Origin of the sequence: Mycolicibacterium celeriflavum (assembly GCF_010731795.1) — a bacterium.
Lineage (GTDB): Bacteria > Actinomycetota > Actinomycetes > Mycobacteriales > Mycobacteriaceae > Mycobacterium > Mycobacterium celeriflavum.
The window spans coordinates 429388-445798 of record NZ_AP022591.1 but is presented as its reverse complement, the minus strand read 5'-3'; the positions used below and the strand labels follow the sequence as shown (position 1 = coordinate 445798).

General features: G+C 68.5%; 15 protein-coding genes. 9 read left to right on the top strand and 6 right to left on the bottom strand.

The features are described 5' to 3' along the window. Positions 1–87: 87 nt before the first annotated feature. Positions 88–2019, top strand: coding sequence for an asparagine synthase (glutamine-hydrolyzing) (gene asnB, locus G6N18_RS01965; RefSeq protein WP_083000734.1), 1932 nt, complete (start codon positions 88–90; stop codon positions 2017–2019). Here asnB and G6N18_RS01960 read toward each other — a convergent pair whose 3' ends face one another. Beyond that, positions 2020–2994 carry a carbohydrate kinase family protein gene (locus G6N18_RS01960; protein ID WP_083000736.1) on the bottom strand — a complete coding sequence of 325 codons (975 nt, stop codon included), beginning with the start codon at positions 2992–2994 and terminating at the stop codon, positions 2020–2022. It abuts the gene before it with no gap. Between the two features lie 132 nt (positions 2995–3126). On the opposite strand from G6N18_RS01960, the gene G6N18_RS01955 reads away from it, so the two are divergent. After that, positions 3127–3759, top strand: a complete 633-nt coding sequence (locus tag G6N18_RS01955) for an Rv0361 family membrane protein (protein WP_083000737.1) — start codon at positions 3127–3129, stop codon at positions 3757–3759. Positions 3760–3769: 10 nt separating this feature from the next. Here the strand turns inward: G6N18_RS01955 and G6N18_RS01950 are convergent, their stop codons facing one another. Continuing rightward, the gene (locus G6N18_RS01950; protein WP_067216912.1) at positions 3770–4144 is read right to left on the bottom strand and encodes a HesB/IscA family protein; all 375 of its coding nucleotides are present in this window, start codon (positions 4142–4144) and stop codon (positions 3770–3772) included. Between the two features lie 135 nt (positions 4145–4279). Here G6N18_RS01950 and G6N18_RS01945 point away from each other — a divergent pair, with 135 nt between their 5' ends. Genes G6N18_RS01945 through G6N18_RS01930 form a run of 4 tightly spaced genes read left to right on the top strand, consistent with a single transcriptional unit; the run spans position 4280 to position 7265 of the window. Next, the gene (locus G6N18_RS01945; RefSeq protein ID WP_067216909.1) at positions 4280–4954 is read left to right on the top strand and encodes a DUF3043 domain-containing protein; all 675 of its coding nucleotides are present in this window, start codon (positions 4280–4282) and stop codon (positions 4952–4954) included. 5 nt (positions 4955–4959) lie between these two features. Further along, a complete protein-coding gene (locus tag G6N18_RS01940; protein WP_083000739.1) occupies positions 4960–5484 on the top strand; it encodes a bifunctional adenosylcobinamide kinase/adenosylcobinamide-phosphate guanylyltransferase in 525 nt (174 codons plus the stop codon). Beyond that, positions 5481–6536 carry a nicotinate-nucleotide--dimethylbenzimidazole phosphoribosyltransferase gene (cobT, locus tag G6N18_RS01935; protein WP_083000741.1) on the top strand — a complete coding sequence of 352 codons (1056 nt, stop codon included), beginning with the start codon at positions 5481–5483 and terminating at the stop codon, positions 6534–6536. The genes G6N18_RS01940 and cobT overlap by 4 nt, the downstream gene beginning before the upstream one ends. 3 nt (positions 6537–6539) lie before the next feature. Continuing rightward, positions 6540–7265: an adenosylcobinamide-GDP ribazoletransferase gene (locus G6N18_RS01930; RefSeq protein ID WP_083000742.1), complete on the top strand. Its 726-nt coding sequence runs from the start codon at positions 6540–6542 to the stop codon at positions 7263–7265. An 18-nt stretch (positions 7266–7283) separates the two neighbouring features. Here the strand turns inward: G6N18_RS01930 and G6N18_RS01925 are convergent, their stop codons facing one another. Both G6N18_RS01925 and gcvT read right to left on the bottom strand, forming a co-directional pair. Next, positions 7284–8390 carry a branched-chain amino acid aminotransferase gene (locus G6N18_RS01925; RefSeq protein WP_083000744.1) on the bottom strand — a complete coding sequence of 369 codons (1107 nt, stop codon included), beginning with the start codon at positions 8388–8390 and terminating at the stop codon, positions 7284–7286. A 23-nt stretch (positions 8391–8413) separates the two neighbouring features. After that, complete coding sequence (gene gcvT, locus G6N18_RS01920) at positions 8414–9508, bottom strand: glycine cleavage system aminomethyltransferase GcvT (RefSeq protein WP_083000746.1); 1095 nt, start codon at positions 9506–9508, stop codon at positions 8414–8416. A 45-nt stretch (positions 9509–9553) separates the two neighbouring features. Here gcvT and G6N18_RS01915 point away from each other — a divergent pair, with 45 nt between their 5' ends. Both G6N18_RS01915 and G6N18_RS01910 read left to right on the top strand, forming a co-directional pair. Further along, positions 9554–10639, top strand: coding sequence for an adenylate/guanylate cyclase domain-containing protein (locus tag G6N18_RS01915; protein WP_083000839.1), 1086 nt, complete (start codon positions 9554–9556; stop codon positions 10637–10639). 17 nt (positions 10640–10656) lie between these two features. Beyond that, on the top strand, positions 10657–12177 hold the full coding sequence (locus G6N18_RS01910) for a leucyl aminopeptidase (protein ID WP_083000747.1): 1521 nt from the start codon (positions 10657–10659) through the stop codon (positions 12175–12177). Positions 12178–12246: 69 nt separating this feature from the next. Here G6N18_RS01910 and G6N18_RS01905 read toward each other — a convergent pair whose 3' ends face one another. Continuing rightward, positions 12247–14013: an SDR family oxidoreductase gene (locus G6N18_RS01905; RefSeq protein WP_083000749.1), complete on the bottom strand. Its 1767-nt coding sequence runs from the start codon at positions 14011–14013 to the stop codon at positions 12247–12249. A 38-nt stretch (positions 14014–14051) separates the two neighbouring features. Beyond that, positions 14052–14408 (bottom strand): oxidoreductase, encoded by a 357-nt coding sequence (locus tag G6N18_RS01900; RefSeq protein ID WP_067226693.1) that lies wholly within the window; start codon positions 14406–14408, stop codon positions 14052–14054. Positions 14409–14568: 160 nt separating this feature from the next. Between G6N18_RS01900 and sucB the strand changes: the two genes are divergently transcribed. Then, on the top strand, positions 14569–16398 hold the full coding sequence (gene sucB / locus G6N18_RS01895; RefSeq protein WP_083000750.1) for a 2-oxoglutarate dehydrogenase, E2 component, dihydrolipoamide succinyltransferase: 1830 nt from the start codon (positions 14569–14571) through the stop codon (positions 16396–16398). Positions 16399–16411 lie beyond the last annotated feature (13 nt).

Genomic DNA, 16411 nt, shown 5'->3' with positions numbered 1-16411 from the left:
GTCAGTTTCCGGAGCGAATACTACGCAGCGTAGACCACGCCCGGGTGCCGGTCCGAACACACCTCATCGATTAGGCATACTGGCGCCGTGTGCGGACTGCTGGCCTTGTTGCGTGACCCGTCCGCTGAGCTGTCCCCCGGCCTGGTCGAGGCGGTGTCCGGGGCGTCGCATCTCATGCGTCACCGCGGTCCCGACGAGCCCGGGACGTGGTCCGACGACCGGGTCGTGCTGGGGTTCAACCGGCTCTCGATCATCGACATCGCGCACAGCCATCAGCCGCTGCGGTGGGGCCCCCCGGAAGCGCCCGGTCGCTACGTGCTGGTGTTCAACGGCGAGATCTACAACTACCTCGAACTGCGGGAGGAACTGTCGGCCCACCACGGCGCGAAGTTCGCCACCGACGGTGACGGCGAGGCGATCATCGCGGCTTATCACCACTGGGGCACCGACGCGCTGACCCGGCTGCGCGGCATGTTCGCGTTCGCGCTGTGGGACGCCGAGCGCGGTGAGCTGTTCTGCGCCCGCGACCCGTTCGGCATCAAGCCGCTCTACCTGGCCGGCGGGGCCGGGGGCACCGCGGTGGGCAGCGAGAAGAAGTGCCTGCTCGACCTCGCCGACACGCTGGGCATCGATCTGTCCATCGACGAGCGCGCCGTGCAGCACTACACCGTGCTGCAGTACGTGCCCGAGCCCGAAACCCTGCACCGCGGTGTTCGCAGGCTGGAGTCTGGCTGCTACGCGCGCATCCGTCCGGGCGGCCAACCCGAGGTGACGCGCTACTTCCATCCCCGGTTCGCGGCTGTGCCTTTCGTGGCAGGACGCGAGCAGGAGCGCTACGACGAGATCACCGCGGTGCTCGAGGATTCGGTCGCCAAACACATGCGCGCCGACGTGACCGTGGGCGCTTTCCTCTCCGGCGGGATCGACTCGACTGCGATCGCCGCGCTGGCCATGCGGCACAACCCGCGGCTGATCACCTTCACCACCGGCTTCGAGCGTGAGGGCTTCTCCGAGGTCGACGTCGCGGTCGCCTCGGCCGAGGCGATCGGCGCCAAACACGTCGCCAAGGTGGTCAACCAGGCCGAATTCGTCGCCGCGCTGCCCGAAATCGTCTGGTATCTCGATGAACCGGTCGCCGATCCCGCGCTGGTACCGCTGTTCTTCATCGCCCGCGAGGCTCGCAAGCACGTCAAGGTGGTGCTGTCCGGTGAGGGCGCCGACGAGTTGTTCGGCGGCTACACCATTTACCGGGAGCCGTTGTCGCTGCGGCCTTTCGAGTATCTGCCCCGGCCGCTGCGACGATCGCTGGGGCGGGCGTCGCGGCCGCTGCCGGAGGGAATGCGCGGCAAGAGCCTGCTGCACCGCGGCTCGCTCACGCTCGAAGAGCGCTACTACGGCAATGCGCGCAGCTTCTCGGACGCGCAGCTGCAGGCGGTGCTGCCCGGCTTTCGCCAGGAGTGGACACACACCGACGTGACCGCACCGGTGTATGCGGCATCGGCGGGCTGGGATCCCGTCGCGCGCATGCAGCACGTCGACCTGTTCACCTGGCTGCGCGGCGACATCCTGGTCAAGGCCGACAAGATGACTATGGCGAACTCGCTGGAACTGCGGGTGCCGTTCCTGGACCCAGAGGTCTTCGCGGTCGCATCCCGGCTGCCCTATGACCAGAAAATCACCAGGGCGACAACCAAATTCGCGTTGCGGCGCGCGCTGGAGCCTATCGTCCCGGCGCATGTGCTGAACCGGCCGAAGCTGGGCTTCCCGGTGCCCATCCGGCATTGGTTGCGGGCCGGCGAACTGCTCGAATGGGCGTATTCGATGGTCAACTCGTCACAGGCGGGAGACCTGATCGACCTCGCAGCGGTACGCACCATGCTCGACGAACACCGCAGCGGCACAAGCGATCACAGCCGCCGGCTGTGGACCGTGCTGATCTTCATGCTGTGGCACGCGATCTTCGTCGAGCACAGCATCACTCCGCAGATCGGTGAACCGACCTATCCCGTGCAGCTGTAGCTACTTGAGCGCTCGGGCGATCTCCGCGGCGGCCTCGTCGCCGTAGGCGTCGCCGAGCCGCTGCACCGCCTCCTGAGCGTCCCAGCTCCACTCCTGCGGGCCCGGCGCCTCGAACACCAGCACGGCCACCAGCGAGGCGAGCTGAGCGGACCGCTCCAGGCTCAGCCCCGCGCTGCGACCGGTCAAGAAGCCGGCGCGGAACGCGTCCCCGATACCGGTCGGATCGGCCTGGTGCTTCTCCGGCACCACGCCGACGTGGATGAACGTGCCGTCCGAGCTGACCAGGTCCACGCCCTTGGGGCCCAGCGTGGTGACGCGCAACCCGATCTGGCTCATCACCTGCGCCTCACTCCAGCCGGACTTCTGCAGCAGCAGGTCCCACTCGTAGTCGTTGGTGAACAGATAGGTGGCGCCGTCGATCAGCTTGCGGATCTCCTCACCGGAGAGCCGGGCCAACTGCTGGGAGGGATCGGCGGCGAAGGGCAGGCCGAGCCGCCGGCACTCCTCGGTGTGCAGGAACATCGCCTCGGGATCGTTGGCGCCGACGATCACCAGTTCCGGCGTGCCGATCCGTTTCGCGAGGTCGGCCAGCGAGATGTTGCGCGCCTCGGACATGGCGCCCGGATAGAACGACGCGATCTGCGCCATGGCGTCATCGGTCGTGCAGACGAACCGAGCTGTGTAGGCGGTCTCGGAGACGAGCACGCTCTCGGTGTCCACCCCGACGGACTCCAGCCAACTGCGGTAGTCGTCGAAGTCGCGGCCGACGGCGCCCACCAACGCCACGTCCCCGCCCAACACCCCGATGGCGAAGGCCATGTTGCCCGCGACGCCGCCGCGGTGCACGACCAGATCGTCGACCAGGAAACTCAACGAAACCTTCTGTAGGTGATCGGGCAGCAGTTGTTCGGAGAATCTCCCTGGGAACCGCATCAGATGGTCGGTCGCAATGGATCCGGTCACCGCAATTGTCACGAACTATCACCCTTCGTTTGTTAAGTCGCCTAGGTATTCTAGTGCGCTAACCTGCCTACAAAGACATGCCCGCCTTGTAAGTCAGCACTGTAGACAGGCGCCGTCCTACCCAGATCCCGGGGGAGCAAATCGATGACCGGTCCGTACCCGCCCGAATACGGCGCTGGACCGACGGCCCCGCAAACGTATCCTCAACCGTTCCCGTATCCGGAGAACATGCCCTCGACGTATCCGGGCACTCTGCCGCCGCCGGTGCAGTACCGGAAGCGGCGGAGGTGGCCCATCGTGGCCGCAGTGGTGTTGGCGCTGGCGGTGATCGCGGCGGTGGTGGCCGGCATCGTCGTCGCCGCCGGCGGCGAAGACGCACCGCGGTCGAGTGCGCTGAGCGAGGCGTCGGCCAAGGCTGCGATCCAGGATTATTTGGACGCGCTGAGCAACGGCGACACCGAGACCGTCGCGCGCCATACCCTGTGCGGGTTGTTCGACGCGGTCAAGGAGAAGCGCTCGGATCTGGCGCTGGCCCGGTTGTCCGGCGATGCGTTCCGCAAGCAGTACTCCAGCGCCGAGGTGACGTCGATCGACAAGATCGTGATGCCCTCGCCGAACCAGGCGCAGGTGCTGTTCACCATGCGGGTGACGCCGGCCAGCGCATCACGGCGAGACCGGCCCGACACCGACGAACAGCAGGCCGTCGCCCAGCTGTTGTCGCAGGGCGACGAGGTCCTGGTGTGCTCCTACCTGCCGCGCACGGGCGGCCAGTACTGATCTGTTCCGGTCAGTTGAACGAGTCGCCGCAGGCGCACGAACCCGTTGCGTTGGGGTTGTCGATGGTGAAGCCCTGCTTCTCGATGGTGTCGACGAAGTCGATGGTCGCGCCCTGCACGTACGGTGCGCTCATCCGGTCCACCGTCAGGTTCACGCCGCCGAACTCCGCGCTCAGGTCCCCGTCGAGCGAGCGATCGTCGAAGAACAGGTTGTAGCGCAACCCGGCGCAACCCCCCGGCTGCACGGCGATACGCAGGGCGAGGTCGTCGCGGCCCTCCTGGTCCAGCAACGCCTTGGCCTTGGCCGCGGCAGCGTCGGTCAGGATCACGCCGTGCGTAGCGGTTGCAGTGTCGTTCTGCACGGCCGACTCTCCCTGAACTGTCATTACGTCTCCTGTAAAGCCTCATTGTGTGCGGCATAGGGTGCGCGGTACTGGTTCAACGGTACCCCGTTGGGCCGCTATTCCCGAGTCTGTCCCCAGGCCGTCGCGGGCTTCTGCGGCAGAAGTAACCTGGCAGGCGTGAACCTGCTGGGCCGTAAGAAAGACAAGGAACCCGACTCGGGCACCGGTGTGGCCGATGCCACAGTCGGGACCGAGCTGGGCGACGACGCCACGACGGCGCGCACCACGGCCCCCAAGGGCAGGCCGACACCCAAGCGCGACGCCCGCAAGCGCGGCCCGGTGGCGCCCGCGCCGATGACGGCCGCCGAGGCGCGTCGCCGCCGCAAAGAGATGCGCTCCAAGCTGAGCCGTGAGGAACGCCGAGCGGACAAGGCGGCACGGCGCGAACAGATGACCCAACGCCGCGAGAAGATGATGGCCGGCGAAGAGGCCTATCTGCTGCCGCGGGATCAGGGACCGGTGCGCCGCTATGTGCGCGATCTGGTGGACTCCCGTCGCAATGTGCTCGGGCTGTTCATGCCGGCGGCGCTGGGCCTGATCTTCGTGATGCTGGCGGTGCCCTCGGTACAGGTGCAGCGCCTGCTCTCCCCCGCGATGCTTGTGCTCGTGCTCATCATGGTGATCGACGGCTTCATCCTCGGCCGGCGCGTCAACCGCAGGGTCGACGCGAAGTTCCCCGACAACACCGAAAGCGGCTGGAAGCTCGGGTTTTACGCGGCCAGCCGCGCCTCGCAGCTGCGCCGGATGCGGGCACCCCGCCCGCAGGTGAACCGCGGCGACAAGGTCACCTGAGCGCGGTGCGCACCCTGGTGCTCGGCGGCATCCGGTCGGGTAAGTCGCAGTGGGCCGAAGCGGCGCTCGCCGACACCGGTCAGGCACCGCTGCGCTACCTCGCGACCGGGCCCGCGCCCGCGGATGATCCCGACTGGGCCGCGCGGGTGGCCGCCCACCGGCTGCGTAGGGCCGATCGATGGTCGACCGTCGAAACAGCCGACGTCGCAACGCAATTGCGGGCCCAGCCGGTCGCAACCCTGGTCGACGACATCGGCTCCTGGCTGACCGCGGCGATGGACAGGTCGGGCGCGTGGACCGACGGCTCGGTCACCGCGGACATCGACGACCTGCTCGACGCGGTCGGCGGGTTCACCGCTCCGCTCGCGGTGGTCAGCCCCGAGGTCGGGCTGACCGTGGTGCCCGCGACGGCGGCGGGCCGCCGGTTCGCCGACGAACTGGGTTCGCTCAATCAGCGGCTCGCCGCCGTGTGCGACCGGGTGGTGCTGGTCGTCGCCGGGCAACCGGTCTCGGTGAAGGAGCCGGTGTGACGGACTTTTCCGCCATTGACCCACCCGACGCCGACGTGGCCGCGGCGGCGCGGGCGCGACAGAACCGGCTCACCAAACCACCCGGCTCACTGGGCAGGCTCGAGGACCTCGCGGTCTGGGTCGCATCGTGTCAGGGAACGTGCCCGCCCCAGCAGTTCCAGCGGGCCCGGGTAGTCGTGTTCGCCGGTGACCACGGCGTCGCCGCGGCGGGGGTGTCGGCCTACCCCGCCGATGTCACCGCGCAGATGGTCGCCAACTTCGATGCCGGCGGCGCCGCGATCAACGTGCTCGCCGAGGTGGCAGGCGCAACGGTGCGGGTGGTCGACATCGCGGTCGACTCGCAGCAACCGCGCTCACCGTCGATCGGCGCGCACAAGGTGCGCCGCGGCAGCGGCAACATCGCCGTCGAGGACGCGCTGAGCGCCGACGAACTCACCGCGGCGCTCGAGAGCGGCCGGCGGATCGCCGACGACGAGGTCGACTCCGGCGCCGACCTGCTGATCGCCGGCGATATGGGTATCGGGAACACAACTCCTGCAACGACTTTGATTGCGGCGCTGAGCGACTCGGAGCCGGTCGCCGTGGTCGGTCGCGGCACCGGCGTCGACGACGCGGGGTGGGCCCGCAAGACCGCCGCGGTCCGCGACGCACTGTACCGCGGGCGCGCCAGCATCACCGATCCTGCTGCGTTACTGCGGATCTGCGGCGGCGCGGATCTCGCGGCGATGGCCGGCTTCTGCGCGCAGGCTGCGGTGCGGCGCACGCCGCTGCTGCTCGACGGCCTGGTCGTGACTGCGGCAGCGTTGGTGGCCGAACGCCTTGCACCGGGCGCCCGCCTGTGGTGGCAGGCCGCACACCGGTCCCCCGAACCGGCGCACGCGGTGGCACTGGATCGACTCGGCCTCGATCCGATCCTCGACATGCGGATGCGCCTCGGCGAGGGCACCGGGGCGGCGGTCGCGTTGCCAGTCGTGCGTGCGGCGGTGGCCGCGCTTGCGTCGATGGCGACCTTCGACGAAGCGGGCGTCGCGTCCGCATCCGCGGAGCACTAGCTCGTGATCCGTTCGCTCACAGGGGCGTTCGCGTTCGGCACCGTCCTGCCGGTGCACACCACGGCGGCCGTCGGCCGCGGGGCACTGACCGCGTTGCCGGTGGCCGGCGCAGCGATCGGCGCGCTGGCGGCCGCAACGCTGTGGGCGGCGTCGTGGGCGTTCGGGCCGGGTCCGCTGGCCGGTGTGTTGGCGGTGGCGGTGGTGGTGGCGCTGACCCGCGGGCTGCACATCGACGGGCTCGCCGACACCGCCGACGGGCTGGGCTGTTACGGGCCGCCGGCGCGCGCCCTCGAGGTGATGCGCGACGGATCGGCGGGTCCGTTCGGCGTCGCCACCGTGGTCGTTGTCCTCCTGACGCAGGCTTTCTCGTTTGCCGGATTGACTTCCGTGGGGTTGGTGGCGGCGGTCGTGGCGGGTCGGGTCGCGGCGGTGCTGGCGTGCAGCAGACGAGGCGTGCCCGCCGCGGCGGGCAGTGCGCTGGGCGCGAGGGTCGCGGGCACCCAACCGGTCGCGGTGGCCGCCGCGTGGATCGTCGCGGTTGCGGCGTTGGCCGCGTTCGCCGGCCCACGGCCGTGGCAGGGGCCGCTGGCGGTGATCGTCGCGCTGTCGTGCGGGGCGCTCCTGGTCGCGCACTGCATCCGGCGCTTCGGCGGCATCACCGGAGACGTGCTCGGCGCCGCGATCGAGGTGACGACGACCGTCGCCGCCCTTGGCCTCGCCATCCGCTGAGCGGCGCCGCGCGCCGGCTCAGCCGAGCCGGGCCATCCAGCCGTGGGTGTCGGCGAAGGTGCCGCGCTGGATACCGGTGAGCGTGTCGCGCAGCGCCATCGTGATCTCCCCCGGTCCGCCGTCGGCGATGGTGAACTCGCCGTCGGCGTGTTTGACCCGGGCAACCGGGGTGATGACCGCCGCTGTGCCGCAGGCGAACACCTCGGTGATCTCGCCCGCGGCCGCCTTCTTCTGCCACTCGTCCACGTCGATCTTGCGCTCTTCGACCGTGAAACCAGCGTCGGAAGCCAACTGCAGCAAGGAATCTCGCGTGACGCCGGGCAGGATGGAGCCGCTCAGCTCCGGCGTGACCAGCCGTGCGGACCCACCGCTGCCGAACACGAAGAACAGGTTCATCCCGCCCATCTCTTCGACGTAGCGGCGTTCGGCGGCGTCCAGCCACACCACCTGGTCGCAGTCGTTGTCCGCCGCCTGAGCCTGCGCGAGCAGCGAAGCGGCGTAGTTGCCGCCGAATTTCGCCGCGCCGGTACCGCCCGGGCAGGCCCGCACGTATTCGGTGGACAGCCACACGCTGACCGGTTTGATGCCGCCCTTGAAGTAGGCACCCGCGGGTGAGGCGATGACGAGGTAGCGGTATTCGGTTGCAGGCCGCACGCCGAGACCCGGCTCGGTCGCGATAACAAAGGGCCGCAGATACAGCGATTCCTCACCGCCGGCAGCCGGCACCCAGGGCTCGTCGACGGAGATCACCTGGCGCAGCGACTCGATGAAGACTTCCTCGGGCAGTTCCGGGATCGCGAGTCGGCGTGCCGAGTGGCGTAGCCGGCGGGCGTTCGCCTCGGGCCGGAACGACACGATCGAGCCGTCGGTCCAGCGGTAGGCCTTGAGCCCCTCGAAGATCTCCTGCGCGTAGTGCAGCACGATCGCCGACGGGTCGAGCTCGATGGGGCCGTACGGGATCACCCGCGCGTTGTGCCAACCCTCGCCCTCGTCGTAGTCGATCGACGCCATGTGGTCGGTGTGGTACCGGCCGAATCCGGGATTGGCCAGTATCGACGCCCGTACCTCGTCGCTCGCCCGGTTCGCGTTGCGCTCAACCGTGAACTCGAGGGGGCCGTCAGTCATGCAGCGATTGTATATCCGCACCGCTACCGGGTTTTTGCCGCGACGAACGGGGGTTTGACCACCTCACACTCGACCGCGCGGCCGCGCACGTCGACCGTGACCAGCTGCCCGTCGGCGATGTTGCGCTCGGTGTCGATCAACGCCAGCGCGATGCCGACTTTCAAAGTCGGAGAGAAGGTCCCCGACGTCGTCACGCCTACCGGACGGTCGCCGTCGAGCACGGTGAGGCCCGCGCGCAGCACCCCCCTTCCGACCGCCCGCAAGCCGCGCAGCAGCCGACGCGGACCACTGGCTTTCTCGGCCAGCAACGCGTCGCGCCCCCAGAACGCGTCCTTCGACCAGCCGATGGCCCACCCGCAGCGCGCCTGCAGCGGTGAGAAATCCGGCGAGAGTTCATGGCCGTGCAACGGATAGCCCATCTCGGTGCGCAGCGTGTCGCGCGCGCCGAGACCCGCCGGCTCGCCGCCGGCCGCCGTCACCTTCTCGAGCAGCGCGTCGAACACCACGTCCGCGCGGTCCCACGGAGGCAGCAGCTCATAACCGCGCTCGCCGGTGTAGCCGGTGCGGCAGACGCGGACGGGAACCCCGCCGAACTCCGCGTCGGCATAACCCATGTAGTCCATGTCGGTCGGCAGCCCGAGCCCGTCGAGGACCTGCGCAGATTTCGGTCCCTGGACCGCGAGCACCGCGTAGGACCGGTGTTCGTCGGTGATCGTCAACTCGGCGGGTGCCCGGTGCCGTAGCGCCTCGACGACCGCGGCGGTGTTGGCGGCGTTGGGCACCAGGAAGATCTCGTCATCGGAGACGTAGTAGGCGATCAAATCGTCTACAACGCCGCCTACATCGGTGCAGCACAACGTGTATTGCGCTTTGCCCGGGCCGATTCGGCGCAAGTCGTTGGTGAACGCGGAGTTGACGTACTCGGCCGCGCCGGGCCCCCGTACCAATGCCTTGCCGAGATGGCTGACGTCGAACAGCCCGACGGACGTCCGGGTCGAGGTGTGCTCGCTGACCGTCCCGGCGTACGAAACCGGCATCAGCCACCCCCCGAACTCGGCGAAGCTCGCCCCGAGTTCGCGGTGTCGGTCTTCCAGCGGGCCCTTCAACACGTCGGTCACGCCGATCCACCCTAATGCGGACGCACAGTTGGCACACTTGTGCAGGTGGTCGACCTCGACGCGCTGGAAGCCGCGGGGATCGCCGATGCCCACGGGCGGGCCGCGCTGATCGCCTACCTCGACTCGCTGGGGTTCACCGCCGAGGAAATGGTCGACGCTGAACGCCGCGGCCGGCTCTTCGGCCTCGCCGGTGACGTACTGCAGTGGTCAGGGCGCCCTGTATACAGCTTTCGCGCAGCGGCCGAAAGCCTCAACGTGCCGCTCGACGAGCTGGTGCACGCGTGGGAGGTGATGGGTCTGCGAGTAAACGATCCTGACCAACCCGCGTTGAGCGAGACCGATGTCGACGGGTTGTCAGTGTGGGTTGGGGTGAAGACCGCCGTCGGTAACGACGTGGCGCTGGCGTTCCTGCGGGTGCTGGGGGCGTCGATGGCCCGCGTCGCCGAGGCCGGTGGGACGATGTTCCGCGTCGCACAGCCCGACATTCTGATCACACACACGCAGGACGAGCTCACGACGGCTCAGGCGTATCGGGCCGTCGCGGAGGTCACGCAGCGGTTCAACGTGCTGATGGACGTGGTCTTTCGGCACAGTCTCGTCAGTTCCCGCACGCACTTCGAGGGCGTCATTCGTGACGCGTCGGCCAATGTGGTGTGTGGGGTCGGCTTCGCCGACCTGACCGGGTTCACTGCTCTCACGCAGCGGCTGACCCCGAACGAGTTGTCCGACCTGCTTTTCGAGTTCGGTGGCCTGGTATCCGATCTCGTCCACGCCGACGGTGGCCGGGTAGTGAAGTTCATCGGCGACGAGGTGATGTGGGTGAGCTCGACCCCCCGGGTGCTGGCGAAGGTCGCCGTCGACCTTGTCGAGTTGCCGCAGGCACGTGACGCCGATCTGTTGGTCCGCGCCGGTCTCGGTTACGGGCAGGTACTGGCCATCGGCGGCGATTACTGGGGCAACCCGGTCAACCTGGCCGCGCGGCTTGTCAGCGCCGCGGCACCCGGTCAGATCCTTGCCGCAGCCGATGTCCGCGACGAGCTGCCTGACTGGCCTGCGACCCGACTGGATCCTTTGACGCTCAAGGGCTTCGACGCCCCCATCCCCGCCTACGATCTGCACGGCGCCCACTGAAGCTAGGGTTAGGCCTCGTGAGCCCTGCAACTGTCGGATACCAGGCCCCTACCGTCACCGTCAGCTCGGCGCTGCCGAAACGCAAAGCCGGCTCGTCGGTGCTGATCGTGCCGGTCGTCAACGGTGACGACGAGGCCCCCGCGAAGGTGCTGCCAAGCCCTTTTCTGGACGCCGCTGCGGTCACTGAGATCGAAGGTGCGCTCGAGGCGCTCGGCGCCAAAGGCGGCAGCGAGCAGATCACCCGCGTCGTCGCGCCATCGCTGCCGGTGGCCAGCGTGCTGGCGGTGGGCCTCGGCAAGCGATCGGAGCAGTACTCCGCCGACGTGATCCGCCGGGCCGCAGGAGTGGCGGCCCGCTCTCTCAACGGCACCGAGGCGGCGCTGACCACACTGTCGGACGTCGACCTGGGCGCGGCCATCGAGGGCTTGATCCTCGGCGCCTACCGCTTCGCCGACTTCCGCAGCGACAAGACCGCGCCCAAGGACCCCGGCCTGCGCGAGATCACCGCGCTCACCGCGGACACCAAATCGGGCACCAAGGAAGCCGCGCAGCGGGCGGCCGACATCGCGACCGCCGTGGCCACCGCCCGCGACCTCGTCAACACCCCGCCGAGTCACCTCTTCCCGGTCGAATTCGCCCGGCGCGCAAAAGATTTGGGCGAGGCGACCGGGTTGCAAGTTGAGATCCTCGACGAAAAGGCGTTGGAGAAGGCGGGTTACGGCGGCATCATCGGCGTCGGCAAGGGTTCGTCCCGTCCTCCGCGGTTGGTGCGGCTGACCCACAAGGGCGCCAGGCGTAAAGGAAAGCGTGTCGCGCTGGTCGGCAAGGGCATCACGTTCGACACCGGCGGGATCTCGATCAAGCCGGCACCGAACATGCACCACATGACCTCGGACATGGGCGGGGCGGCCGCCGTGATCGCCACGGTGGTGCTGGCCGCAAAGCAAAAGCTGCCGATCGACGTCATCGCCACGGTGCCGATGGCCGAGAACATGCCGTCGGCCACCGCGCAGCGCCCCGGTGACGTGCTGACCCAGTACGGCGGCATCACCGTGGAGGTGCTCAACACCGACGCCGAGGGCCGGCTGATTCTGGCCGACGCGATCGTGCGGGCCGGCGAAGACCGGCCGGACTACCTGATCGAGACCTCGACGCTGACCGGCGCGCAGACCGTCGCGCTCGGCGCCCGCACACCCGGGGTCATGGGCAGCGACGAATTCCGCGACCGGGTGGCAGCGATTTCGCAGGCGGTGGGCGAGAATGCGTGGCCGATGCCGCTGCCCGAGGAACTCAAGGACGACCTCAAGTCGACGGTCGCCGACCTGGCCAACGTCAGCGGTTCGCGGTACGCCGGCATGCTGGTGGCGGGCACGTACCTGCGCGAATTCGTCACCGACGGCGTGCAGTGGGCCCACATCGACATCGCGGGCCCGGCGTACAACACCGGCGGTCCGTGGGGCTATACCGGCAAGGGCGGCACCGGTGTGCCGACGCGCACGATGTTCGCTGTCCTGGAGGACATAGCGGCCAGCGGGTAGGCCCTTCGCCGAGGCCGACGAAATGGCGGTTTTCACTCGCACAGATCCGCCAAAACGTCGGTTTCGGTGCTAGACGATCTTCCCGCGCGCGGTGCTGCGCATGACCTGCGGGAGCAGGTGCGCGACGCCGTAGAGGAGGTGGGCCTCCGGGGCGACGGGGCGGATCGGCTTGTTCTTCTTGACGGCCGAGACGATCGCGTTGGCGGCCTTGTCGGGGCCGTACCGGCGTTTGGCGAACACCTTCTCCAGTTGGGCGCGGCGTGCTTCGACCTTCTCCCGCTTGCCGGCGGGCGCGTCGAACCGGGTGGTGTGCACGATGTTGGTGTCGATCACGCCGGGGCACACCGTGGTGAGCCCCACGCCGGCCTGGTCCAGCTCGGCGCGCAGACAGTCACCGAACATGAACACCGCGGCCTTGCTGGTGGCGTAGGCGTTCATCGACTGCTGCGGGGAGTACGCCGCCATCGAGGAGATGTTGACGACGTGCCCGCCCAGCCCACGGTCGACCATCCGGCGCCCGAAAGACCTGCAGCAGTTGACAACTCCGCCGAAGTTGATGGCCAGTACACGGTCGTACTCCTCGCGCGGCGTGTCGAGGAACATGCCGGCGTGCCCGACGCCCGCGTTGTTCACCACGATGTCGGGCACGCCGTGTTCGGCGCACACCCGGTCGGCGAACCGCTCGACGGCATCGGCGTCGGACACGTCGACGGTGTAGGCGTGCGCGATACCTCCACGGGCGGCGATCTGGGCCGCGGTTTCCTTGACGGTGCCCTCGTCGACGTCGCTGACGACGATCTCGGCGCCCTCGCGCGCGAATGCGAGCGCCGTCTCGCGACCGATGCCGCTACCCGCGCCGGTCACGGAAACCAGTGTGTCGCTGAAGTATTCGCGTGGCCGGGGAACCTGTGCGCGCAGCAGTTCACGCGCGGGCGGGTTGCCGTCGAGGAAGTCGACGAGCTGCTCGACCGACAGTGCGATCGCGTGCGGGTGCGACATCGGCGACCAGTGCCCGGCGGCGATGTCGCGGCGCCACAGCCGCCCTACCCAGTTCTTGGTGTCGTCGTAGACGAACGGCCGCACGAACGGATCCTTGACGTTGACGATGAGCTGCACCGGGACATCGACGTAATGATCCGTGCGCCCCGTCTTCATCGAGGCCAGGTAATTGGCGCCGTAGACCTTGACGCTCTTGGCGGCGTCGTCCTTGTAAGTCGCGGAATGGTGCAGTTGCTCGGGCGGGATTCCGTCGCGCAGTAGCAGCATCTGTCGCACCAGGTCTGCGACGAAGCCGCGCACGGCCAACGGTGCAATGCCCGGGATCGAGAAGAAGCCCATGTAGGAGAAGGACAGGAACTGGCTCAGCGCGCGAACGAAACCCCGCGGACGCCACGGACGCCTCAGGCTGCCGATGACGAAGCGGTTGAGGTGGTCGATGCTGGGACCCGAAATCGAGGTGAACGACGCGACGCGGTCGCTCGCACCGGGCCGGGCCAGGTACTCCCACATGGCCGCCGAGCCCCAGTCGTGCGCGAGCACGTGCACCCGTTCGCCGGGGCTGACGGCGGCGGTGACGGCTTCGAAGTCATCGGCGTACCGGGACATGCGATAGGCCGAAACAGGCTTGGGCACAGTGGATCCACCGACGCCGCGGTTGTCGTAGCGCACGATGCGGAACCGGTCGGCCAGCAGCGGCACGACGCCGTCCCACAGCACGTGCGAGTCCGGCCAGCCGTGCACGAGGACCAGCGTGGGGCCGTCGGGGTTGCCTTCTTCGTGAACCGCGATCCGCACGTCGTCCGAGCTGTCGACGAACCGCTGCGCGTTCTCCCCCATCACACCTCCAGTGGTTTGGCGGAACCGTCGGTACCGTATCAGCGCTCGTCGAGCTCCCGGCGTTGCGCGCGACGGCGTTCGATGCGGCGACGTTCGTCGTAGTCGCGCATCCGTTGCGGGTAGCCGACCTTCTGCACGTCGTAGACAGGGATCTTGAGCCGTTCGGACAGTCGACGGGCGCCGGCGTCTCCCCCGGCCCGGCGCCGGGTCCACTCGCCGTCAGCGGCCACCAGCACGACGGTGACGTCGGTGACCGTGGTCTTCGGTTCAATGAAGGCTTCCACGCCGGTGTGTCCGGCGACCCACTGGCGCAGGTAGTTCAGATCCGCGGCGGGGTCGTCACGCGTCCCCTTGCCTGCGCGCTTACCGCGGCGAAATCTGTCGAGAACTCCCACTCCCGTCCGTGCTCCCTTCGGTCACCTGTCTCGATAGTGCCAGAGCCACGGGTCAGCCGGTCTGCGGCGAACTGCGCAACCGGACGTGACAGGATGGGTTGCGAAGACATCGACCCAGCACGACTGACCGACCGTTCAAGGGAGCGAGGGAGTCAATCACATGGCCATCTCCGTCCAGATGCCTGCACTCGGCGAGAGCGTCACCGAGGGGACTGTCACCCGGTGGCTCAAGCAAGAGGGCGATACGGTCGAACAAGACGAGCCGCTGCTGGAAGTCTCCACCGACAAGGTCGACACCGAGATTCCCGCGCCCGCTTCCGGTGTGCTGAAGAAGATCATCGCCCAGGAGGACGACACCGTTGAGGTGGGCGGTGAGTTGGCGGTCATCGGCGACGAAGGCGAGGACGGCGGCTCGGAGAGCTCCGACGACTCGCAGGACGAGGACGCCTCCAGCGGAGACGAGCAGGCCGCCGAAGAGGAGAAGCCGGCCGAGGAGCCGGCGTCACAGCCCGAGCCCGCCGCCGAGGAAGAGGACGCGTCGGAGTCTGACTCCAAACCTGAGTCCAAGCCCGCTGCGAAGTCTTCCGGCGACGCGACCCCGGTGCTGATGCCCGAGCTGGGCGAGTCCGTCACCGAGGGCACGGTGACACGCTGGTTGAAGAAGGTCGGCGACACCGTCGAGGTCGACGAACCGCTGCTCGAGGTATCCACGGACAAGGTGGACACCGAGATTCCCTCGCCGGTGGCCGGCACGCTGCTGTCCATCACCGCCGAGGAGGACGACACCGTCGAGGTGGGCGGGGAGCTGGCCAAGATCGGCGATGCCGACGCTGCGCAGGAATCCAAGCCCGAGCCGAAGCCCGAACCGGAGCCGGAGCCAGAACCAGAACCGGAGCCCAAGCAAGAAGAGAAACCCAAGCAGGAAGCCGAGCCGGAGCCGAAGCAAGAGGCCAAACCGGAGCCGAAACCGCAATCGAAGCCGAAGCCCGAGCCCGAATCGAAGCCCGAGCCGCAACCCACGAGCGAATCCGGCCCGTACGTCACCCCGCTGGTGCGAAAGCTGGCCGCGGAGAACAACGTTGACCTCGCCAACGTCAAGGGCACCGGCGTCGGCGGACGGATCCGCAAGCAGGACGTGCTCGCGGCGGCGGAGGCCAGCAAGGCGCCGACGACCTCGACCGAACAGCCCGCCGGAGCGCCGGGTCGCTCGCCCGCCGCGGCGTCGGCCTCAGCGGACGGCGACACCTCGTCCGCTCGGCTGGCGCACCTGCGCGGCACCACGCAGAAGGCCAACCGGATCCGGCAGCTGACCGCGAAGAAGACCCGCGAATCCTTGCAGGCGACAGCGCAATTGACACAGACCCACGAGGTCGACATGACCAGGGTGGTGTCGCTGCGAGCACGGGCCAAGACCAGTTTCGCCGAGCGCGAGGGCGTGAACCTGACGTACCTGCCGTTCATCGCGATCGCGGTGGTGGACGCGCTGAAGGCGCATCCGAATGTCAACGCCAGTTACAACGAGGAAACCAAGGAGATCACCTACTACGACGCCGAGCACCTCGGCTTCGCGGTCGACACGGAGCAGGGCCTTCTCTCGCCGGTGATCAAGAACGCCGGCGACCTGTCGCTGGCCGGCCTGGCCCGCGCGATCGCCGACATCGCCGCGCGCGCACGATCGGGCGACCTCAAGCCCGACGAGTTGTCCGGCGGAACCTTCACGATCACCAACATCGGTAGCCAGGGCGCGCTTTTCGACACACCGATCCTGGTGCCGCCGCAAGCGGCGATGCTGGGCACCGGCGCGATCGTCAAACGGCCCCGGGTGATCTCCGACGAGTTCGGCAACGAGTCGATCGGTGTCCGCTCGGTGTGCTACCTGCCGCTGACCTACGATCACCGGCTGATCGACGGCGCCGACGCCGGCCGCTTCCTGACCACCATCAAGCGCCGGCTCGAGGAAGGCGCGTTCGAGGCCGACCTAGGCCTGTAGAGGCCTAGAGGAA